The organism is Heliomarina sp. (assembly GCF_052826185.1).
In genome coordinates this window covers 146,381-168,372 of the sequence record NZ_JBRBUI010000017.1, presented here as the reverse complement: position 1 = coordinate 168,372, position 21,992 = coordinate 146,381, and the positions used below count along the sequence as shown (strand labels likewise).

At 62.0% G+C, this 21,992-nt stretch carries 20 protein-coding genes; 2 read left to right on the top strand and 18 right to left on the bottom strand.

Features of this window, described 5'->3' with window-relative positions:
• Positions 1–20: 20 nt before the first annotated feature.
• The gene (locus tag ACU0FH_RS06150; protein ID WP_446193818.1) at positions 21–1,562 is read right to left on the bottom strand and encodes an alpha/beta fold hydrolase; all 1,542 of its coding nucleotides are present in this window, start codon (positions 1,560–1,562) and stop codon (positions 21–23) included.
• 314 nt (positions 1,563–1,876) lie between these two features.
• Between ACU0FH_RS06150 and ACU0FH_RS06145 the strand changes: the two genes are divergently transcribed.
• Positions 1,877–3,091: a cytochrome P450 gene (locus tag ACU0FH_RS06145; protein WP_446193817.1), complete on the top strand. Its 1,215-nt coding sequence runs from the start codon at positions 1,877–1,879 to the stop codon at positions 3,089–3,091.
• 73 nt (positions 3,092–3,164) lie between these two features.
• Positions 3,165–3,656, top strand: a complete 492-nt coding sequence (locus tag ACU0FH_RS06140; protein WP_446193816.1) for an STAS domain-containing protein — start codon at positions 3,165–3,167, stop codon at positions 3,654–3,656.
• 383 nt (positions 3,657–4,039) lie between these two features.
• Here the strand turns inward: ACU0FH_RS06140 and ACU0FH_RS06135 are convergent, their stop codons facing one another.
• From ACU0FH_RS06135 to ACU0FH_RS06055, 17 genes are all read right to left on the bottom strand, one after another.
• Positions 4,040–6,085, bottom strand: coding sequence for a hydantoinase/oxoprolinase family protein (locus tag ACU0FH_RS06135; protein ID WP_446193815.1), 2,046 nt, complete (start codon positions 6,083–6,085; stop codon positions 4,040–4,042).
• Positions 6,086–6,090: 5 nt separating this feature from the next.
• The gene (locus ACU0FH_RS06130; protein ID WP_446193814.1) at positions 6,091–7,749 is read right to left on the bottom strand and encodes a hydantoinase B/oxoprolinase family protein; all 1,659 of its coding nucleotides are present in this window, start codon (positions 7,747–7,749) and stop codon (positions 6,091–6,093) included.
• 9 nt (positions 7,750–7,758) lie between these two features.
• The gene (locus ACU0FH_RS06125; RefSeq protein ID WP_446193813.1) at positions 7,759–8,616 is read right to left on the bottom strand and encodes an isocitrate lyase/PEP mutase family protein; all 858 of its coding nucleotides are present in this window, start codon (positions 8,614–8,616) and stop codon (positions 7,759–7,761) included.
• Entirely contained in the window at positions 8,613–9,098 is a 486-nt protein-coding gene (locus tag ACU0FH_RS06120) for a LeuD/DmdB family oxidoreductase small subunit (RefSeq protein ID WP_088632101.1), read from the bottom strand. Before ACU0FH_RS06120 ends, ACU0FH_RS06125 begins: the two co-directional genes overlap by 4 nt.
• Positions 9,095–10,363: a 3-isopropylmalate dehydratase large subunit gene (locus ACU0FH_RS06115; protein ID WP_446193812.1), complete on the bottom strand. Its 1,269-nt coding sequence runs from the start codon at positions 10,361–10,363 to the stop codon at positions 9,095–9,097. The genes ACU0FH_RS06120 and ACU0FH_RS06115 overlap by 4 nt, the downstream gene beginning before the upstream one ends.
• Before the next feature lie 52 nt (positions 10,364–10,415).
• A complete protein-coding gene (locus ACU0FH_RS06110) occupies positions 10,416–11,030 on the bottom strand; it encodes a cysteine hydrolase family protein (protein ID WP_446193811.1) in 615 nt (204 codons plus the stop codon).
• A gap of 68 nt (positions 11,031–11,098) precedes the next feature.
• Positions 11,099–11,863 carry a GntR family transcriptional regulator gene (locus tag ACU0FH_RS06105; RefSeq protein WP_446193810.1) on the bottom strand — a complete coding sequence of 255 codons (765 nt, stop codon included), beginning with the start codon at positions 11,861–11,863 and terminating at the stop codon, positions 11,099–11,101.
• Between the two features lie 62 nt (positions 11,864–11,925).
• The gene (locus ACU0FH_RS06100; protein ID WP_446193809.1) at positions 11,926–12,774 is read right to left on the bottom strand and encodes an amidohydrolase family protein; all 849 of its coding nucleotides are present in this window, start codon (positions 12,772–12,774) and stop codon (positions 11,926–11,928) included.
• 49 nt (positions 12,775–12,823) lie between these two features.
• Positions 12,824–13,597: an ABC transporter permease gene (locus ACU0FH_RS06095; protein WP_446193808.1), complete on the bottom strand. Its 774-nt coding sequence runs from the start codon at positions 13,595–13,597 to the stop codon at positions 12,824–12,826.
• 20 nt (positions 13,598–13,617) lie between these two features.
• A complete protein-coding gene (locus ACU0FH_RS06090) occupies positions 13,618–14,472 on the bottom strand; it encodes an ABC transporter ATP-binding protein (RefSeq protein WP_446193807.1) in 855 nt (284 codons plus the stop codon).
• Positions 14,473–14,477: 5 nt separating this feature from the next.
• Positions 14,478–15,083, bottom strand: a complete 606-nt coding sequence (locus ACU0FH_RS06085; RefSeq protein ID WP_446193806.1) for a cysteine hydrolase family protein — start codon at positions 15,081–15,083, stop codon at positions 14,478–14,480.
• On the bottom strand, positions 15,080–16,102 hold the full coding sequence (locus ACU0FH_RS06080) for an ABC transporter substrate-binding protein (RefSeq protein ID WP_446193805.1): 1,023 nt from the start codon (positions 16,100–16,102) through the stop codon (positions 15,080–15,082). The genes ACU0FH_RS06085 and ACU0FH_RS06080 overlap by 4 nt, the downstream gene beginning before the upstream one ends.
• A gap of 212 nt (positions 16,103–16,314) precedes the next feature.
• Positions 16,315–17,487 (bottom strand): serine hydrolase domain-containing protein, encoded by a 1,173-nt coding sequence (locus tag ACU0FH_RS06075; RefSeq protein ID WP_446193804.1) that lies wholly within the window; start codon positions 17,485–17,487, stop codon positions 16,315–16,317.
• 4 nt (positions 17,488–17,491) lie between these two features.
• A complete protein-coding gene (locus ACU0FH_RS06070) occupies positions 17,492–18,940 on the bottom strand; it encodes a class I adenylate-forming enzyme family protein (protein WP_446193803.1) in 1,449 nt (482 codons plus the stop codon).
• Position 18,941: 1 nt separating this feature from the next.
• The gene (locus ACU0FH_RS06065) at positions 18,942–19,808 is read right to left on the bottom strand and encodes an amidohydrolase family protein (RefSeq protein ID WP_446193802.1); all 867 of its coding nucleotides are present in this window, start codon (positions 19,806–19,808) and stop codon (positions 18,942–18,944) included.
• A 65-nt stretch (positions 19,809–19,873) separates the two neighbouring features.
• Complete coding sequence (locus ACU0FH_RS06060; protein WP_446193801.1) at positions 19,874–20,827, bottom strand: carbon-nitrogen hydrolase family protein; 954 nt, start codon at positions 20,825–20,827, stop codon at positions 19,874–19,876.
• Between the two features lie 147 nt (positions 20,828–20,974).
• The gene (locus ACU0FH_RS06055) at positions 20,975–21,745 is read right to left on the bottom strand and encodes a GntR family transcriptional regulator (protein ID WP_446193800.1); all 771 of its coding nucleotides are present in this window, start codon (positions 21,743–21,745) and stop codon (positions 20,975–20,977) included.
• Positions 21,746–21,992: the final 247 nt, after the last annotated feature.

Here is a 21,992-nt window from a genome sequence, read left to right as displayed (position 1 = left end):
TTCGGGGTTTTGCACTTTCTTTAAATTCCTTGCTCCACAAGGAAATCCTGGATGGCGTTCATGCAGACACCCCAGGCCGGTTCGTAATCCACCAGCACATGATTGCGGCTTTCCAGCGTGACAAAGCGGGCATCGGGAATGTCCGAGGCCATGGCGCGGCCGACCTCATAGGGGATGCGCTGGTCGTGGCGCGAGTGCAACACGATGGTCGGGGCCTGCACCTTGGAGAGCTGGTGGCGCACGTCGATATAGCCAAAGGCATCCTGGAACCGTGCGGCATTTTCCGCCGAGGTGGTGCGACGCTGGAAGTCGTCGAACCATGCGAGATCCTCGGGGTGGGCGTCGGGCATGAAGGTCTGAGAAAAGATGTGTCGGTAGGCGGGGTTATCCGTTCCCCAGCCGACCTCGGTCAGGCTGCGCACGGCCTCGCGACGGGCCTGTTCCTCGGGGCTGGAAAGATGGCGCCAGCCGGCCGCGTAGCCGCCGACAAGGATAAGGCCCGAAACCCGTTCGGGATGACGTACCGCGTATTCGACGCAGACGGCGGCGCCCTGCGAGATGCCGAGCAGCGGAAAGCGATCGAGTGACAGCTTGTCGGCGACGGTCTCGAGATCTTCGACAAAGGCGTCAAAGCTGAGATCTTCGACCTCCCAGTCCGAGAGGCCGCAGCCGCGTTCGTCATAACGGATGAAACTGCGCGAGCGGGCCAGTTCACCGAAACACTTGCCCCAAATCGGGGTGCCCCAGTCGAATTCCAGATGGGTCAGCCAGTTCGCGGCCTTGAGTAGGGGCGGACCCTCGCCCAATGTCGCAAAGGCGATTTTCGTCCCGTCCGGTACGTTGCAAAAGCCGATCCGCTGGGTGCGCAGGGCCTTGGATTCGGGGGGTTCCGGGGCGCGGGGCGGTGGCGCGGGGGTATCGGTATCACCCTGCCTGGCCTCGTAATCCTCGGCGCCTTCGGGGTCGATTTCGTGCAAGAGCCGGAGCCATTTGCGGGCGGAAATCCCTGCTTCGGGATGGGTGGCAAGCTGCCGGAGCACATTGGCCTGAAGGGCCAGCATATCTTCACGTTCGGCGATCAACCAAGAGGTAAATGCCTCGTCCCCGGCACTATCGAGCCCGTCGAGAAAGACCGCGTTGAGTTGGCCTGCCATGGTTTCGAGCTCGGCAAGCGGGATGGCGCCCTGTGCGTCGCGCATCCGGGCGCTCAGCCGGTGGACATCGACATCCATACCGGAGGTATCGATAGAGACCCTTTCCCGGTCGGCGATTATCCTGGGGTGACCGGTGCTGTCGACCACCTTGCGCAGCTTGCTAAGCGACCAACGCAGCGCCGCCTTTGGGTCGTCGGGCAGATCCCAGAACAGCTCGCACAGCCGCTCGCGACGGTGGGGACGTTGGGTGGTAATCAGAAAGGCAAGAAGCGCGCGCGCCTTGCGCGACGACGGCAGAGCCATTTCCTGCCCGTCCCGCACAACCTTCAGTTCACCCAAAAGCGTTATTTCAATTCCGTCGATCATCTTTTCGCCGCAGGTCGGAGAACCCGGTTTGCTGAGAACCATATCGATTAACCCTGACAGTTTCACTCGGCCATGGAGGAAAGCCATGCCGTTTGAGTTCGTTTTCGGTTTCAAGGCGGTCCGGCAGCACAAATTCTGTGCTCTCCAACCGAGCCAGGGAATGCGGCCTTGAGGTGAGTCGTTCTGCGCCTTCCCCTAGGTCAATTCTGCTGCCTGTGCGAGAGCAAGAATGCGGAAACCACGGCAAAAGAGTACGAATACAACACTCGTTACCACGCTTGCCACAACGAGAAGGCGCGAAAAGGGCGGTATCCCGAAGCATCGGGGAACAAGACAGTCAATCGAAAGCCCGAGCCATGACCGAACAAGTTACCCCGAGCCTCCGTGCCCCCGTGCAAATCGACACTGCCATCTTCGCCGGTGATCCGCATGGCGTGCTGGCCGGATTGCGGAAAGATCATGCGGCGGTTCAGACGGCACCGCGCCAGTATCTTGTGCTGCGCGGAGAGGATGTTGTTTCCCTGCTGGGCAATCCGTCGATCCTGCAATGCCCGGGTCCGGATTATGTCGAGATGAACAGGGTGCCCGAGGGTGTTACCGCCCGGCTGCTGCGCGATTTTTTCCTGCTGTCGAACGGCGAGGTGCATCGCCAGAAACGTGGCATGTTCGCGCGCAGCTTTGCCCATCGGCTGATGCAACAGTCGCGACCAATCGTGCGTGACGTGGCGAACAGGATCGTGGCCGATCTGCCCCGGGGCGAGACGTTCGATTTCGTCGAACACATGGCCTCACCGGTGCCGGCGCATATGATCTCGGCGATCCTTGGCCTGCCGCGTGCCGATACCCGGTATTTCACGCGCTGCGTCTATGAGATTTCGCGGGCGGTCGATCCCGTCTATCCGCATCATCTCCATGACAGGATCGAGAATGCGACGGGCGAGCTGTTCGACTATGTCGATGACCAGTTGAAAGCGCGGTTGACCCGTCCGCGCGACGATCTGTTGTCGATGCTTGTGTCGAACTGGCAGGAAGAGCCGAAGCTGAGTTTTGAGAGCCTGATCCTTCAGGTTCTCGGCATGATCGTCGCGGCGAGCGATACGACGCGTTCGGGGTTTGCGATGCTGGTGGCCTTGCTGCTTGAAAGCGGGGAGTGGTCCGAGGTGCGGGCCGATCCCGCGCTGATCCCCGGCGCGGTCAACGAGGCGCTGCGGTATGAACCGGCGGTCGGGTCGATTCCGCGTTTCACCTCGGTCCCGGTGACCATCAGGGACGCGGTTCTGCCTGCCGGGTCCATACTGCGGTTGTCGACCATGTCGGCGATGCGCGACCCGGCGATCTATCGCGATCCCACGCGGTTCGATATCCGCCGGGGCGACCACCCGAAGTTGCACATGGTTTTCGGGCGCGGCCCGCATCGCTGCATCGGCGAGATGCTGGCCCGGATCGAAATGGAAGAAGGGCTGGCCGCCCTGCTGGACGCGGCGCCGACCCTTCGGTTGGAAAAGATGCCAGAGCTGATCGGCTATGGCGGGCTGCGGCGGGTAACACCAATGCCCACAACAATAATTTAATTTGAACATTTTTTTGAACCAAGAGCGCCATTCCGGCGACCAAGTCATATCTATTATCGAAAGGACTTTAGCTGTGCATGTAACAAGTATCGCCCATGATGATCAGTTGTTTGTTACGATTGAGGGCAAGATAAACTCCAGTTCGTCCGGCCTTTTGTTCGACACGCTTGTCGAGCAGGTCCGGGCGGGCTGGCAACATATCACGCTGGATCTGACCCGCCTGCAGGGGCTGACCCGCGCCGGGTGCCGCGGCATCATCGTCGCAGGGAAGTTGCTACAACAGACGGGCGGCAAGTTGTGTGTCATTGGGGCCAATGCCACCTGCGAGACCTTTCTCAAATCGCTTGGATACCGCCACCTGCTGCATATCCGTCCGGTGGGAACACCGGTCGAGGAAGCGCATCCGGCGGAGGATGAGCAGGTTGTTGCCATGTCCGATCCGATGGCCGTTTCTCTGGTGGAATTCCTGACTAGGACGGCCTGGAAACAGGGTGTAGCACCTGCGTCGCGGCGCTGCGGGAAGCCCAAGGCCGAACATGTGATGGCCCTTGCCATGACAGGATGAACGGGAATTTCAACACCTGTTCGGCGCCGTGAATATTTATTCAGACCACCTATTCAAACTGACCAGTACCCTTCTATTCGAGGAATTTGTTAAATGTTTACTGATAGTTTCTTTCGGGCAATCATTGAAATGCCCAGCATCATCCGCCTTCCCGCCAGCCGCGGTGTTGATCAGGTCCGCAAGGAGCGTAACCGCTCTAACCCGGGCGGACGGCGACGCAACCGGGACTACCAGATCCTGCCCGATCATCTTCGGCAGGATGTGGGACTTAGCCATGACTCCGCCCGCTCTGAATACAAGAGACGGCGGCGCTCGGAGGCGCATAGTATTCTTTTTGATTAGTATGAAGGGCCGGATATTTTCCGGCCCTTTGTTTGCGTGGCCTATTCGGCGGCCAGAACGATATTGCCGAAATCATCCACGCGGGCGGTCTGCCCCGGCTCGACGATGATGGTCGTGTCGAGCTGTTCGAGGATGGCCGGACCGGCGACAACACTGCCGACCGCGAGCGCGAGCCGGTCATAGACCGGCGTGTCATGCCAGCCGCCGTCGGCATACATCTGGCGACGCGAGGCGATGGCGTCCTCGGGTTTGGTATCCGTTGTCGGCGCCAGCACCCGCAAGTCGAATTTCGGACGCCGCCCGATGGCCGAGACCCGCAGGTTCAGCACCCGGATCGCGACGTTTTCGAGGTGGCTGCCAAAGGCCGTGTCATAGGTCGACTCAAAAGCGGCCTTGATCTGGTCGCGGTCCGAGAGTGCCTCGAGCGCGACGGGAACGGCGACCGTGTGTGTCTGGCCGAGATAGGACATGTCGAGTTCGACCAGCAGATCGCGCCCGGTAAAGCTGATGCCGCCATCGCCGAGAAGGGCGAGACCTTCGTCGCCTATGGCGCGGGCCTGTGCGGCAAGCGCGTCGGTATCGAGCGCGCCGAGGATGCCGTTGACTGTGCGCACCTGATCGTGGCGCATGTCGGCAATCACGCAGCCAAGCGCCGAGGCGACACCGGGATAGCGCGGGACAAGAGCGCTTTTCAGACCGACTTCGCCAATCAGCGCGCCCGCGTGCAGCGCGCCGCCGCCGCCGAAGGGCAGTGCCGAGAAATCGCGCGGGTCATAGCCGCGTTCGATGGAGACGAGACGGAGGGCACCGGCAAGCCGCGCATTGGCGACCTTGAGGATCGCGGCGGCAGCTTCGATTGCATCGAGGCCGAGCGGTTCGCCCACGTGTTTCAGGATTGCGGCCTTGGCGGCCTCGACATCCAGCCGGTCAAGCTTGCCGCCGATGGGGCGGTCGGCGTTGATTCGGCCCAGTACCACGTTGGCGTCGGTCACGGTGGGACAGTCATTGCCCTGCCCGTAGGCGACCGGGCCGGGGATCGAGCCTGCGCTTTCGGGACCGATCTGGAGGATGCCCGCATCGTCGACCCAGGCGATGGAACCGCCGCCCGCGCCGATGGTCGAGATCTCGATCATCGGGGAGCGCACCACCATGCCAAAGTCGATGGAGGTCTGCGCGGCGAGGTGGGTTTCGCCGCCCGCGATCAGGGAAACGTCAAAGGAGGTGCCGCCCATGTCGCAGGTGATCACGTTCTCGAACCCGGCGGCAGCGGCGATTTCAGCCGAGGCGATCACACCGGCGGCGGGGCCGGAGAGCGCGGTGCGCACGGGCAGCTGACGCGCCGTGTCCACGGTCATCACGCCGCCGTTCGACTGCACGATCAGGAGATCGCCGCCAAAGCCCTCTTCGCCCAGACGGGTATTGAGCCGGTCGAGATAGGAGGCCACGACCGGTTGCAGATAGCCGTTCAGAGCGGCGGTAGAGGTCCGTTCGAATTCCCGGATTTCCGGCAGGAGGCGGGTGGCGGCGGTCAGGTGTTCGTTCGGCCAGATTTCGGCCAGAACCTTCAGCGCCTCTTCCTCATGCGCGGTATTCGCATAGGCGTTCACAAAGGCTACGACAACCGCCTCGGCCCCTTGGTCAAGCAGGGTCTGCGCGGCGGCGCGCAGGGCGTCGTGATCGAGCGGCGTGTCTATGGTGCCGTCGGCAAGGACGCGTTCGGGCACCTCCATACGCATATCGCGCGGGATCACGGGCGTGTATTCACCGCGCAGACCCCATGTGGCGGGGCGGTCGCGGCGGCGCATTTCGAGTACGTCGCGGAAACCTTCGCTGGTGATGAGTCCGCATTTCGCGCCTTTGCGTTCGAGAAGCGCGTTGGTGCCGACCGTGGTGCCGTGCACGATCGTGCCGACCTCGGCCAGTTTTGTGTTGTTGCGCGACAGCCCGTCGAGGAAACCGTCAGCCTCGCGCCCCCGGGTCGAGGGCACCTTGACCACGTCGATGGCACCGGTGGATTCGTCGAGGAAAAAGAGATCGGTGAACGTGCCGCCGACATCGACGCCGATTACGGTCGATTTATCCGTCATGATTGTTACGCCTTATCTTTCGTCTCGACATAGCCCAGCCGCTGATCCTGCTCGGTCAGGGCGGGCGCGCGTTTGCCTGGGTCGCCCCAGCCGCCGCCACCGGGCGTCTCTAAGCGGACCCGCTGGCCCTTGGTGAGTTTCAGCCCGGTCATCTTGGAGGTCATCGGCGGTTCGGCCCAGCCGCCCTGCCCGTCGGGGAAGGTGAAGCGGTTGCGCAAGGCCGCGCCGCCGCCGTTGACGCCGGGGGGCGGGGTCCTACCGCGTTCGCCAAAGAGGAACGCCTGCGCATCATCGGCCAGCAGCTCGATTTCATAGATTGCGCCGAGACCGCCGCGATATTCGCCCTCGCCGCCGGAATTGGGGCGCAGCGCCCATTGGGTGAACTTCACCGGGTAGGCGGATTCGAGGATTTCCAGCGGCGGGATGGTGGCAGTGGAGATCGGCGCGTTGCCGTGGTTCAGGCCGTCACCGTCGCTATGGCCGCCGTGACCACCCCCGAAGAAAGAGAACATGACCCAGCGCTGACCGCCGGGGTTATGCCCCGAGATCGAGAGCGCGTTGATCGTGCCATAGGCGGGCGCCGGTGCGATTTCCGGCGCTGCCTGTGCAAAGCACTGAAACACAACGTCAATCAGGCGCAGGATGGTTTCCGTATAGCCGCCAACGGGACGCGGGGCCTTGGCGCAGAGCAGGCTTTCCTCGGGCAGATCGATCTGCACCGGTTCGAGCACGCCGCCATTGGCGGGCACATCCGGGAAGACGTGCTTTAGCGCCACGTAACAAGCGGCCTCGGCGGTTGAGCGCGAGATGTTCAGCGGGCCCATGCATTGCGCGGAGGTGCCGGTGAAATCGAGGGTCAGTTCCTCACCCTTGACCGTGACCTTGAGCGTGATCTGCATCTGCTCGTCGGTGATGCCGTCATTGTCGAGGTAATCGGTCGCGCTCCACGTGCCATCGGGCAGGCCCGCGATCCGGGCGCGCATCAGCACCGCACCACGGTCGCGCAGGGTGGTGAGCGCCTGCTGCACCGTCGCGCCGGAGTATTCATCAAGCAGCGCGTCGAGGCGGCGGATGCCCAGTTGCAGCGCGTTCACCTGCCCGTTCATGTCGCCATAGACGCTGCGCGGCAGGCGGCTGTTGGCGCTGAGGATGGTGACGATATCGGGGTTCAGCTTGCCGCCCGAGTAGAGCTTGACCGGCGGGATCAGCATCCCCTCCTGAAAGCTCTCGGTGGCGACGGGGTTGTAGTTGCCGGGCACGTTACCGCCCACGTCATGCCAGTGACCGACCGAGGCGATCCAGCAGAACAGCGCGCCGTCGCGGAAATAGGGGCGGATCAGTTTGAAGTCCGACAGGTGGGTGCCGCCGTCATAAGGGTCGTTGAAGATATAGACATCGCCATCCGAAAGGTTGCCGTCTTCGCGGGCCTTGTCGATAACGGCCTTGGTGGCATAGGCCATCGCACCGACAAAGATCGGCAGGCCGGATTTGCCCTGAATCAGGGTCTCGCCGGTTTCGGCATGGTAGAGACCGTGGCTGGCGTCATGTGCCTCGGCGATGATCGGGTTGAAGGCCGAGCGGAACAGGGTCGCGTCCATCTCGTCGGCGATCTGTTCGAGGCGGCCTTTTAGAACCGCCAGCGTGATCGGGTCCATATCGCTCATGCGTAGATCCTATTCGTCATAGCTGTGGCCGCGCGCGATGAAACCGGGCGTGCCAAGCACATCGTTCAGCGAGTTGAAATCATGCATCCGGTCGGCGAAAGGCCGGGTGGTGCCGTTGTCGCGCAGGGATTTGAAGAATTCCTGCCCCATCCACGCCAGCGCGCGCACGAAGGCGCCGGGGAAGATCACCATCGAATAGCCCAGGGCCTGAAGATCGGCGGCCGAGGACAGGGGCGTCTTGCCGCCTTCGACCATATTGGCCATGAGCGGGATGCGTCCCCCCAGTTTCTCGCCCACTTCGCGCAGGGCGTCGGTGGTTGGCGGGGCTTCGACAAAGAGCATGTCTGCCCCGGCCTCGACATAGGCTTCGGCCCGGTCGAGCGCGGCGGAGAGGCCTTCGACCGCGACCGCGTCTGTGCGGGCGATCACCAGCATGTTGTCGTCCCGGCGTGCATCGACAGCGGCGCGGATCTTGCCTGCCATCGCATCGGCCGAGATCAGCGTCTTGCTATCAAGGTGCCCGCAGCGTTTCGGGAATGTCTGGTCTTCGAGCTGGATTGCCGAGGCCCCGGCGTCGCCATAGGCATGCACGGTGCGCTGGACGTTGAGCGCGTTGCCGAAACCGGTGTCACCGTCGACGATCAGCGGCAGGGTGATGCGTTGCGACAGCGCACGCACCGTATCGGCCATTTCCGACATGCCGACGAGGCCGATATCGGGCAGGCCAAAGCGGGTGTAGGAGACCGAAGCGCCCGAGACATAAGCGGCCTCGAACCCGGCCTGTTCGATCAGCATGGCCGACAGCCCGTCATAACACCCCGGAGCCACGAGGATTTCCGGCTGTTGCAGCCGTTCGCGCAGGTTCATGTAATCCTCGTCTTTTCTAGATAGGGGATAAGGCCACCGGCGGCGACCATGTCCATCAGCCGTTCCGGGATCGGTTCGCAGTCGTGGACGCGGCCGCCTTCTTCGGTGGCGGTGCCGGCCAGCGGATCGACAGTCAGCCGGGTGCCGGGGGCGATTTCATGGGCAGTGGGACAGACCATGACCGGCAGGCCAAGGTTCAGCGCATTGCGATAGAAGATCCGCGCGAAGGACCGGGCCAGCACGCAGCCGATGCCGTTCAGGATCAGGCAGCTTGCGGCCTGTTCGCGCGACGATCCGGTGCCGAACTCGAAACCGGCGGTCACGATGTCGCCCGGTTCGGCGCGGTTGGTGAAATCGGGATCGACCGCTTCGAGACAGTGTTTCGCCATCTCGTTGATCGGGCCTTTCATATAGGCGCCGGGCGACAGCAGGTCGGTGTCGATCTTGTCGCCGAAAGCGTGGGTTTTGCCGTCGATCTTCATGTCAGCATGTCCCGTGGGTCTGCGATTTCGCCAGCGACGGCGGCGGCGGCCACCGTGTAGGGCGAGGCGAGCCAGACTTCGGCATTGGCCGAGCCCATGCGGCCCTGAAAGTTGCGCGAGGTCGAGGCGATGCAAACCTCGCCGTCGGCAAGGATGCCCGCGCCCATACCGGCACAGGCACCGCAGCCCGAAGGCAGCAGGATCGCCCCCGCCTCGGTCAGGATTTCGAGGGTGCCGTCGCGGGTCGCCTCGGCGGTGATCTTGGTCGAGGCCGGGGCGAGCAGCAGGCGCACGTCGTCGGCGACCTTGCGACCCTTGAGCACGCGGGCGGCCATGTGAAGGTCGTTCAACTTGGCCCCGGTACAGGCCCCGATATAGGCCTGCGATACTCGCGTGCCGATACTGTCGGTGACGGCATGGGTGTTCGCAGGGGAATGCGGCGCGGCCACCTGCGGGGCGAGGTTGGGCGTGTCGATCACCACTTCGCGTTCGATCTCGGCGTCAGGGTCGCCGTGCAGTTCGCGCTCGCCCACACGGGCGCCGACCCGTTCCAGCCATTCGTGGGTGGTGGCATCGGGGGCAATGATGCCGGTCTTGGCCCCGAGTTCGGCTGACATGTTGCAGAGCGTCATGCGTTCGGACATTTCCATCGTCTCGACCGCCGGGCCGGCATATTCCGCGACCCGGTAGTTCATCGAAACCGGATCGACGGTGGCGCAGAGGTGCAGCATGATGTCCTTGGCGCTGACGCCGGGCGGCAGGCTGCCGGTGCAGGAATAGCGCACCGTCGAGGGTACACGCAGCCAGATTTCGCCGGTGACGAGGACGCCGAGCATGTCGGTCGCGCCGATGCCGACCATGACCGCGCCCCATGCGCCGCCGGTGCAGGAATGGCTGTCGCCGCCGACCGCCATCATACCGGGCTGGATCAACCCGTTTTCCGGCAGGACGACATGGCAGATGCCCTTCATGTCAAAGAACCGGCGCACCTGGGTTTCGCGCGCCCATTTGCGCGTCAGATCAAGGATTTGCGCGCTTTCCACATCGACGGCTGGCACGAAGTGATCGGAAACGACCACGACTTTTTCCGGATCCCAGACCGTTGCCCCGAGCTGTTCGAGCATCGGTTTCACCCGGCGCGGGCCGCCGGAATCGTGGATCATCGCCAGATCGACGTCCACCGTGACGATCTCTCCGGCGCTGACGCGATCCTTGCCGGCGGCGCGGGCCATGATCTTTTCGGTGAGGGTGGCGGGAGAGGTCATTTGGTACCTTGCTTGTCGTAAATGTTATATTGATATGTCATTCATACTAATGTCAAGCGTTGGCCTCGCTTTCCACCATGTCGAGCGCTTCGGCGCAGGTCATCACGGGGCTGACGGTGGAAAGGGAGGCAATGGTCACGTCATGGGTTTCGCGCTTGAACGCGCCGCAGCCATCGCTGAGCAGGATCGTTTCGAAATCGCGCACATGGGCGTCGCGAAGCGTGGCGGCGACTCCGCCATTGGTGACGATGCCACAAATGATCAGCCGCTTGAGACCGGCGCGGTTCAGCACCAGTTCGAGCCGCGACATGTAAAAGGCGGAATAGGCGACTTTTTCCACGGCGAAATCAGCCGGTTGCAGCGTGTCGACAAGCGCGTTGCCCCAGCTGCCCGGTTCAAAATCGCCCGCGCCAAGGAAAGGGCGCAGCTTCTTGAGATGCGGCGCGATGAGCGGTTCGCCGTGGCGGCCGGGAACAAGGGTGAACTGGGTGGAGACGACCGAGCCACCGGCGGCGCGCAGCGCCTTGGCAAGCGGCGCGATACGCTCGGGGAGCGCGGCGATGTCTGCGCTTGACTGGCCAGCGCGGCCATAAGCGCCGTCGGGGTGGATGAAGTCGTTTTGCAGATCGACGATCAGCAGGGCGGTTTCAGCGAGGGAAGCCGACATGTGAGGTTCCTTTGTCTTGGCGGGCGCGGGTTGGCCCGGTCTTGCTGTTCCGGGGCGCGGCCCTTGGATCAATGTTCGGTCGTGGACCAGGATTGCGCGGCGCCTTCGGCCTCGCCATCCATTGTCATGCGGTACTGGTAGCGGTCGGTGCGATAGAGGATGCGCAGGTATTCGACTGGGCGGTCGGCGTCATCACGCACGACGCGGTTGATCGCCAGTAGCGGCGTCCCGACAACGACATCCAGCGCGGCGCTGGTTTGGGGATCGGCAAGGGCGGCGGAAAAGCTTTGCTCGGCGCTGCCGACGCGGACTCCGGCCATGCGCAAGAGCTCCATCATGGAATGTCGGCCCATCGCCTTTTCGTCGAATTGCGCGCCGATCTCTTCGGGCAGGAAAGAGGTGAGGTAGGAGAAGGGTTCGTCCTTGAAGCTCCGGACCCGGACGGCGCGCTGCACCTTTGTGTCGGCGGCAATGTCGAGCGCGGCCTGCACATCGGGCGCGGGGGAGACAAAACCGTATTCGAGCACCTTGACCTGCGTGCGGCTGCCCATGTCATTGAGGCTTTGCAGCAGGTCGCCGATCCCGGCCACGACGGGGCGGTTCAGGGCGCTGCCGATGACCCGCGTGCCGGCACCGCGACGCCGTTCGACCAGTCCGGCTTGCGCCAGATCGTTGATCGCGCGGGAGACGGTGATGCGCGAGACGTTGAATTCCCCGGCCAGTTCAAGCTCGGACGGGATGCGGCCCCCTGCCCCGTAAAAGCCCGCCTCGATCCGCTGGCGCAGGATCAGGGTGATCTGGTGATAGAGCGGCGTGACGACATCGTTTACCATTAATATGTCTCCCAGATCCTAGTCTTGATCCGGCCCCTGTGGGGCCGGAAGCGCGTGCCTGTTCAGGCTGCCGGTACGTCGAGTTTGAGAACCTTGATGGCGGTTTCGCCCATCAGGTTTTCCATTGCGGCAGGCGGGATATCCAGCTCGCGCAACTCTTTGAGCGACTGGGTGATGGTCTGCACCGGCCAGTCCGTGCCCCACATCACCTTCTTGTCGCCATCCATCGTGGCAAAGCCGCGACCGGCGCAGTAGTCGATGAAGTGCTGGGTCCATGTGCTGGGTGGATGAGCGTCGGCGATGATGTAGACGTTTTCGTGACACATGGCGGCGCTTGTCATTTCAAAGTCGTAAGGCACGCCGATGTGGAGACCGATCAGGGTCAGTTCCGGGAAATCGAAAGCCGCGTCCTCGATCCATTCGGGCCGCGCGCAGAGCTTGCCGCCAGAGCGGGGCGACTGGCGGCCCACCTGAAGTGTGATCGGCACGTCGAGTTCGCAGCATTTCGCGTAGATCGGCCAGTAGGTGCGGTCATTGATCGGTACGCCGAACCAGTGCGGGTAGACGTGGACGCCTTTGAAGCCCAGTTCCTTGACCGCGTATTCAATGTAGCGCAGCGTCTCCATCCCGCCGAGCGGGTTGATCCCGACCCAGCCGAAGAACCGGTCGGGGTATTTCTGGAGCACCGGATAGACCTCGTCCGCGTGGGTCATCAGCAGCTCGCCCTTGACGCCGTTTTGCACGGTGTTCGAGATGATGCCCGTCATCGAAACGCCGTTTTGGTCCATCTCGGCGATGTAGGCCTCGGGGTCGATGGCCTTGGCGTTTTCCTTGTCGATGCCGAGCACGTCATAAAGCTTCAGCTCGGTATGCGGTTTGAAATTGGTGCTGATGTCGATGATGCGGCCCATGAATGTGGTCCTTTCCTGAGTGTATTTCCTTGATCGGCAGCCTGGGTGGTCAGTCGCGGGTCGAGGTGACGGCCTCGTGCCACGGGGTGACGAAGCGGCGCAGCATGACGACGAAGAAGTAGAGAACGAGACCGAGGATGGTCAGCAGGAATATCACGCCGAACATCGAGGTCACGTCAAAGGCGTTGAGCGTGGCAACGGCCATGTAACCGAGACCCTGACTGCCGCCGAGATATTCCCCGACGATCGCGCCGATGGTCGCAAGGACGATGCCGACTTCCATGCCGGTAAGGATGAAGGGCAGCGCGTTCTGCAATTCGACCTCTTTGAAGGTCTGCCAGCGCGAGGCGTTCAGGGCGAGCATCACGTCGCGATGGCCGGTTTCCACGGATTTCATGCCAAGGATCGTATTGGTCATGATCGGGAAGAAGGAGATCACCGCCGCAAGGACGACCTTGGAGGTGGGACCAAAACCGAACCAGACGATAAACAGCGGGATCAGCGCCACTTTGGGCATAACCTGAAGCCCAACGATCAGCGGGTTAAGGGTACGCTCGAGCCAGCGGATCTTGCCGAGCAGACCGCCAAAGACGATGCCGATGACAACCGCTATGAGGAATCCGGCGACGGTTTCATAAACGGTGATCGCAATATGCGAATAGGTCTTGGGCTCGGAGAGCAGCTCGACCGTCGCGTGCCAGACCGCGAGCGGGGGCGGCAGGATGAAAGGCGAGACCTCGAAAACGACAACGTAGAACTGCCAGATCAGGACCAGCAGGGCGAGAACCAGAGGGGTGGCGACCCAGGCGGCGTATTTTCCCATCTTATCGGCTCCTTGCGGGATCAGGCGAAGGAATCCAGGCGCTGACGGAGGCTGAGCTCGTAGTCCTGGAAGCCTTGGGTGGATTGAACATAGGTGTCGCGGGGGCGTTCGATCTTGATATCGGTGATCGTGTCCATACGGCCCGGTCGCGGCGACAAAAGAAGGATGCGGTCAGCGAGGAAGACCGCTTCGCGGATCGAGTGGGTGACCAGCACGATGGTACAGCCGCTTTCCATCCAGATGCGCTGAAGTTCGAGGTTCATCGCATCGCGTGTCATCGCGTCGAGTGCGCCAAAGGGTTCGTCCATCAGAAGGATCTGCGGTTTCGTCGAAAGCGCGCGGGCGATGGCGGCGCGCTGGCGCATACCGCCCGAAAGCTGACGCGGCCAGCGTTTCTCAAAACCTTCAATGCCGACCATCTTGCAGAGCTCAGCCGCACGGGCGCGGCGTTCTGCCTTGGGCACACCGCGCAGTTTCAGCGGCAGGGCGATATTGTCCTCGATGGTCATCCACGGGAACATGTTCGCTTCCTGAAAGACGACACCGAGTTCCTCCATTGCGGCGTCGTTGCGGGTTTTCTTGTTCCAAAGCGGCTTGTTGTCGATTTCGACCGTGCCGGAGGTTGATTGCAACAGCCCGGCGATGATGCGCAGCAGGGTTGTCTTACCGCAGCCCGATGGCCCCAGCAGCACGAGAAACTCGCCTTTGCCGATGTTCAGGTTCACGTCCGTCAGGGCGAGAACATCGTGGTCTTTCGTCTTGTAACGCTGCTCGACGCCGGTGAGGCGGATCATCGCGTCCTTTGCGGCCGACACCGACAGGTCGGCCGGTTGATGCTCTGGCGCCGGGTTCATTTCGGCCTTGGCTGGGGTCATTACATTCATCCTTTCAGAAGCGTCAGGGCGTCATCCACGCTGAGTCCCTTGGCGAAACCGAACTGCATGGCGGCAAGGGACGCCTCGTGCACCTTGGTATCGAAATCAGCGCAGGCATCGGTAAGCACAAAGGTCTGATAGTCGCGCTGACCGATATCGCGCACGGTGCTCTCGACGCACATCGAGGTCGTGACTCCGCCGACAATCACCGTATTGATGCCGCGGTCTTTCAGAACCTGTTCCAGCCCGGTGTTGATGAGCGCGGAGAACCGGGGCTTGTCTATGATCACGTCCTCGGGCGCCGGAGAGACCAGCATCGACAGTTCCTCGTCCCCGCTGCCGCGTTCCAGCGCGCCGATCTTTGCGAGATTGGGACGGATGCGGTTGGTCAGCTCTCCGCCATCGGTATAGCCAGGCGCAAAAACCATGCGGGTCCAGATGATGGTGGCCCCGGCGGCGCGGGCGCGGTCGGCGACCAGCACACACTGCGTCACGGCAAGTTGCAGGGGCGCTAGAGCGCGCCCCTGCCTGTCCATGGACCCGCCCGGATCGCAGAACGACACCTGAGGGTCGATCACGATCAGAGCGGTCTTATGGGGGTCGATTGTCACGAGAAGGCAAGCTGACGAATGGAGTCGTCAAAGAAGTCGCGGTCTTCGAGTTCCTCGATCAGACCAGCCTTGACCATCAGCTTATAGGCGCTGTCCCAGCTTTCCTGTTCCGAGGCCATTTTCTCGTCATAGGCACGCTGGTAATTCGGCATACCGAATTCGAGAACGGCCAGACCGCCATCGGGGCGACCTTTTTCGGCGAGGTCGTACTTGGCACCCATCGAATTGATGATTTCCATCTTGTCCTGGGTTTCGAGCATGACGCCGAGACATTCCTGAATAGCCGAGAGGAAGGCTGCGAGTTCTTCCTTGCTTTCCTCGAGCGGTGCCTTGGAGGTCATGTAAACCTGACCCGGGCAAAGCGCGACGTCGTCGGTCGACCAGGAAACGATCGGTTCACCTGCCTGACGGAGCTGGAAATCGGTATCGCTGGTGGCGATGAAAGCAGAGATCCGGCCTTGTTTCACCAGTTCAAACGCGGCAGGCGCGTTACCAACGACTTCACGGCTGACCGCGTCGGCGGGAATATCCTTGGCGGCGAGCATCATGTCGAGGATGTTTTCCGTCGCGCCCGAGGGAGAGACGATACCGATGGTCTTGCCTTCCATGTCTTCGGGCGAATTGATTGCGCCGTCTTCGGCGCTGATGACGTAGAAAAGATCGCGTTCATAGATTTCGGCAATCGCGACGACCGAAGGATCCTTGGCATAGGCCTTGATCAGGTCGGTACCGCCCGTCCTCGAGACCAGCGCGCGGCCTGCGGTCACCTGCTGAACCGCCATCGAGGAGCCGCGACCGCCTTCGACAGTGACGTTGAGGCCGTGCTTTTCAAAGATGCCGCTGGTGTCGCCGTACATGGCGGCGGCAAAGTTGATCAGGTAGCCGAAGGGCGTCAGATAGGTGACATTCTTGAGGTCCTGTGCACTACCGAGGCGCGGCAGACCGGTCAGCGCGGTCCCGAGCGCGAGACCCTGCATACCGGCAACGAAAGACCGGCGGTTCATGATTAGTTTCGACATTGTATCTTCCCTATTTGCGTTTTGCTGGATGCCTGCGTTTCCCGTCGCAGGTTCTGGGTGATCTTCCGTGCCCGGTGTCTCTTACAGATTCTATCCGAGTCGGTTAGGCTATTTGTCATATTAATATAACATTAGATCTAACTTTGCCTGTCGATCAATAGATTCTTGGGAAAATCCTCTCATGCCCTTGCCGATTGATCATTTTGCAAGCGTTACAGGCAGCCGTAGACGAGGCGCCGCAGCAGGGTGATGAATTCGCGCCGATTGGTCGGCGATTGCATGAGAAACGCGCAGGAGAGGTCCTGTTCGGGATCGACCCAGGCATAACTCCCCGAGAGGCCAGACCATGAAAAATCGCCGGGCGTTCCCGGCAGGGACGCCAGTCCCGGCGCGGTGCGCACGAGCACACCAAGACCGAACCCCCGACCCTGATCCGAATACGGGGCCATCGGACCGAGCAGGTCGCAATCTGGATCGAAATGGACATCCGAGGGCAGATGGTTCGAGGTCATCCAGTCAAAGATCGCCGGGGAAAGGATACGCGCCTGACCATGACTGCCCCGCCCGGTGAGCATCGCCATGAAGCGTTTCATATCCCCGGCAGTGATAAAGAGTCCGTGGCCACCGGAGAGCCACCCGGCCTCGTAAAAATTGCGCGACCCGAGCACCGGTATCTCGCCGGTTTCGGGATCGGGCTGAGGCTGGGCGATACGACCGATCCGGTCGGGCGCGGGGCGAAAGGCGGCCTCCTCCATTCCCAGCGGCGCGAAGAGGCGGGCGCGAAAGATGTCCTCAAGCGATTTGCCTTCGATTACCTCGAGTATCCAGCCGAGCACATCCGTCGACATGCCATAGGCAAATGTCGTGCCGGGGTGATGGGCGAGCGGCAGCGTCGCCAGTTTGGCGATGATGTCGTCGCGGCTCTGGTCGTGATCGGACATACCCGCCGCGCGGTACGCGGCCGGCACCGGCGAGTCGGAAAACTGGCCGTAGGTGAGACCCGAGGTATGGCGGAACAGGTCATGCACCAGCATCGGGCGTTCGGGGTCGACAAGGTTGATCGCCCGCTCGCCGCTGATGGTTTCGCGTTCGATAGCCACCTTCATATCGGCAAGCGCGGGAAAATAGCGCGAGACCTCATCGGAAAGGTCCAGACGCCCCTCCTGCACATAGGTCAGCGCGACAACCGAAGTCATGATCTTGGACAGCGAGGCGAGCCGGTAAAGCGTGTCGGCGGTCAGCGGATCGCCTGATTGACGGTCGCGATAGCCGCCCATCCAGTCAAAGTTTTCGCCCCGGCGCGAGAGAAGAAGATGCGCGCCGGGTATCTTGCCCCTCTCGACTGCTGCGCTTAGGGCGCTGAAGACAGGAGCGAAGCGGGTCATCGGATCAGGCCGTGCCCTGCGGCAATTGCGCGGCGAGCTCCGTCTTGAGGATTTTGCCGGCACTGTTGCGGGGCATGTCGTCGATACCGATAAAGGCAACCGGGCATTTATAGGGCGCGAGTCTTTCTTTGCACCATGCGGTCAGCGCGTCCTCGTCCAGCGGGTTTGCGGTGACGAAGGCCACGACTTCTTCGCCGAGGCGTTTGGAGGGGCGACCAAGCACGGCGGCTTCGGAAACCGAAGGGTGTTCGCGCAGGATCGTTTCGATCTCGCCGGGGTGTATGTTTACACCGCCTCGGATGATCAGATCCTTGGTGCGGCCGCGCAGGTGGATGTGACCGCCTTCATCGATCTCGGCCAGATCACCGGGGTAGAACCAGCCGTCGCGGAAGGCGTCCGCACTGGCGGCATCATCCTTGTAATAGCTGTCGGCAACACCGGGCCCGCGATAGCGGAACCGTCCTACAGAACCGGCGGGCAGAGGGGCGTGATCGTCATCCACGACCTGCACTTCGACCGCGAATACCGGACGGCCCACGGAATCAGGCGCGCGCAGGCGGGTTTCGGGCGTGGAAATAGACACGCCGCCGCCTTCCGTCGAGGCGTAATATTCGATGAAATTCGCGCAGACACGGTTGCAGAGGCTAATGCGCTCATCCGGGTCCAGCGGGGCGCCGCTGGAAATCAGCGTGCGTAGGTTGCGGGCCGGCGCAAGCGCGGTGTCGTCCATCTCCATCAGCTTGCGCAGCTGGGTCGGGACTAGGAAAGTGCTGGTGGCATCAACCCGCGCGATTTCATCGACCAACTGGTCCGGCTTGAACGGCGGCGGAAAGAGGATAACCGTGCCGCCCGCAAAGAGGACGGACATCGCAAAAGTCCGTCCGCCGCCGAAATAGAGCGGCGTGGCCGAGACATAGCGATCCGAGGCATTCAGGCCGAGATTGATCCAATGCGTCCAGAACCGGCGCAGCATGTGATCGTGCGTGATACAGGGGCCTTTGGCCCGCCCGGTGGTGCCGGAGGAAAGCGACAGCAGCAACCCGGCCCCGCCGCCGGGGGCGATTTCTGGCACATCACCTGTCGAGAGGGTTTCGGCGATGGTCGCCGTGAGGCCCGCACTCAACGTGGCCGCGTCCTCCTCGATGAGGACAAGACGGGTGCCAAAATGTTCGGCGAGCCGTTCCTTTTCTTCCTGCGTCCAACGGCAATCCATCGGCAGCAGGATCGCGCCCAGCCGGACCACCGCGTAATTCGCGGCGAGATGGTCGATGGTATCCTTGAGACAGACACCGACGAGATCTCCCGCGACGATGCCCTTCGCGGCCAGCCCTGCCGCGAGGGCGCGGACATGGGCGGCGAATTCGGCGTGGGTCAGAACCGTGTCGCCGGAAATGACAGCCGGGTGGTCGGGCCGTGCGACCGCGTGAATTTCCAGCGACTCGGCGAGGTTCATGTCAGCCCTCCAGCCCGTAGATCCGCAGGACGTTGTCGCGAAGGAACTTGCGCTCGGGACCAGGGCGCAGGTTAAGATCGTCGATCTCGCGCATGGTGCGTTCGAAATCCAGAACCGGGAAGTCGGTGCCAAAGATGACTTTGTCCTGACCGTAGGAGTTGATGTATTTCACAAAGGCTTCGGGCCAGTATTTCGGGGAATGCGCGTCGGAGCCTATAAAGACGTTTTCGTGTTTCCACGCCATTGCGATCATCTCATCCGTCCACGGTATACCGACATGAATGCCGATCAGCTTGAGTTCGGGCAGGTCGCAGGCCACCGCGTCGAGCGTGATCGGGCGGCCTACGCTGCGACGGGGGTAACTCTTGTCATAGACCATCGACTGGCCCACCTGCAGCTGGATCGGCACGTCGAGTTCGATACACTTGGCGTAGAACGGATAGTTACGCGCGTGATCGGGGGCCAGTTCGAACCAGTGCGGGTAGAGATGCGCGCCGATAAATCCGTCATCGCGCACCGCCGTTTCCAGGGCACGGACGCCGTTCATCCCCTCGGTCGGGTCAATGCCCGCGAGGCCAAGAAAACGGTCGGGGTATTTCTGCACCGCGTCGGCCACCAGCCTGTAAGGCACATGGTAGCAGGAGCGGTGCAAACGGGGCCCGACCTTGGCGGCAATGAGAAAAGCCTTTTCGATCCCGGCCCTATCCATGCGGCCCAGCATTTCCTCGAGGGAAATGCCCTCAAAGGTTTGCTGGTCGACCTTCATCTTGCCGGTGTAGAAATCCTCGCGGTCGGGCCGCCCGGCGAGCGCCTCGGCGGTCCAGATATTCGCAACTGCGTCGATTGCGCCATAGTCTCTTTGGGTCACTGTCCGGCCATCCGACTTAGTATAATGCTATATCAATATGTCATAATGATTGCCCGCGGGCAAGATCATTTGGCGCGGCCTGTCTCCACCAGCGTTTCCGCCGGGCTGCGGTTGACCTGCAGTTGCAGGACCTCGGGCCGGGAGGAGTGTCCGGCAGTATCGGCGAGCACCTTGGAGCGATAGATATCGTCCAGTTCGACATCCGCGTGGATGATCGCCTGGGTCGCGCCTTTGTGCGGGCCGGCAAGAACGGCGCCGGAGGGCGCGTAAATCGCGGAACAACCGCCGCCTGCTGTGATTTCGGCCTGCGGGCCAAGCTCCTCCTCCATCACGTCGAGATATTGCTGGGTTACGAAATTCTCGGCGAGGATGACAAAGCACTGGCCGGTAATGGCATGGGAGCGCATGAGGATTTCGACGGTTTCGTCGTAGGCGCCACCGCGTTTCGCGAGCGTCGCAAAGGTGGGCCAACTGGCGCAGTGGATCTGCATCCGGTCGGAAATCAGCGCCTGCCGGGCGAGGTTCATCATATGCTCGTAACAGATCAGCCCGCCTACCCGGCCCACCGGCATATCCGCCACGATCAGCCCGGCACCGTCGCCCTGCCCCCAGAGCATACGTTCGGCAAAAGTGGGTTGCAGCTTGCGATGCAGCCCAAGCAGATCGCCCTCGGGCCCGATGAAGGCCTGCGCATTATACATGGTGCCGCCGTCGCGCTCGCTGATGCCCAGCACAACCGAGACCCCGGCCTTGCGCGCCGCCGCATAGACGGGATCGAGATCGCCCGCCGCGATATCGACGGACTGCGCGAGGTATTTCAAATGGATGCCGTGCTGGTTGCCCGGCGGGTAGAGGTTGATCCAGTAGGGGAACCCCGGCACGAAGGTTTCGGGAAAGCACAGCAGTTCGATGCCTTTGCTCCCCGCCTCTTCGATCATGTCGCAGGCGAGTGCGATGGACGCGGCCTTGTCCAGAAGGATTGAGGCCGCATGTGCGGCGGCGATGCGATGGATAGCCATTCAGCCCTCCGTTTCGCGCAGACTGGGCAGCGCAGAATTTGATCTATTGATATAGCAATACGCAAAGATGCCCGAAGGTAAACCCCGCGCCGGAAGGAACGCGATCAACTGGCGTTGATTGCCTGCCGTTTCATCAAGCCTGGGCGATCAGTTTTCGGTGGTGGACCAAGTATTCGCGCCATTCTCGCCCGCGGCATCAAGCGTCATCTGGTATTGATACCGATCCGTGCGGTAGAGAATCTTGAGAAACTCCACGCCCCGGCCACTGCCATCGCGGATGACCCTGTCGATGGCGAGCAGGGGCGTCCCCACGACCACATCGAGCGCGGCGCCGGTCTGCGGATCGGCAAGGGCCGCCGAAAAGCTTTGTTCGGCGCTGCCGACGTTGATACCGGCGCGTTTCAACAGGTCCATGATGGGGTGTTTGCCCATGTCATCCGCATCGAATTGGCTGCCGATATCATCCGGCAGGAAGGATGTGAGGTGGGAAAACGGCTCTTTCTTGTAGCTGCGCACGCGAACGGCACGCTGCACCCGCGCATCGGCATCCAGATCCAGCGCCGCCTGCACTTCGGGGGACGGAGCCGTAAACCCGAATTCCAGAACCTTGACCTGTGTGCGGCTGCCCATGTCGTTAAGACTTTGCAACAGCGAACCGATGCCCGCGGTCACAGGGCGGCTTAGGGCGCTGCCGACCACGCGGGTTCCTGCGCCGCGACGTCTTTCGACAAGACCCGCCTGCGCGAGATCGTTGATCGCGCGGGCCACGGTAATACGGGAGACACTGAATTCGCGGGCGAGGTCCTGCTCGGACGGGATGCGGCCGTCGGGACCGTAATAGCCCGCCTCGATGCGCTGCCGGAGCACCAGCGTGATCTGGTGGTAGAGTGGCGTGACGATATCCTGTGTCGGCGTCATATGACATTCCCTGCTGCGGATGCATCATTTTTCGCCCGTTGAGCAGATGACGCAACCCCGGAGCGAATTTTTCATCTCCGCTGTGCCGCAGAATGACGCCGGGAAAAATCAAACACGATTACATCGCACACGCCCTTTAAGAGTTCTGCGTGCGAATTCAATAGCCGCTCACGCGAAAATTTATGTTTTATAGTAAATGCTTGGGCAATTTTATGTGAACGTGAAATGTGAAACTTTTGAGACTGGA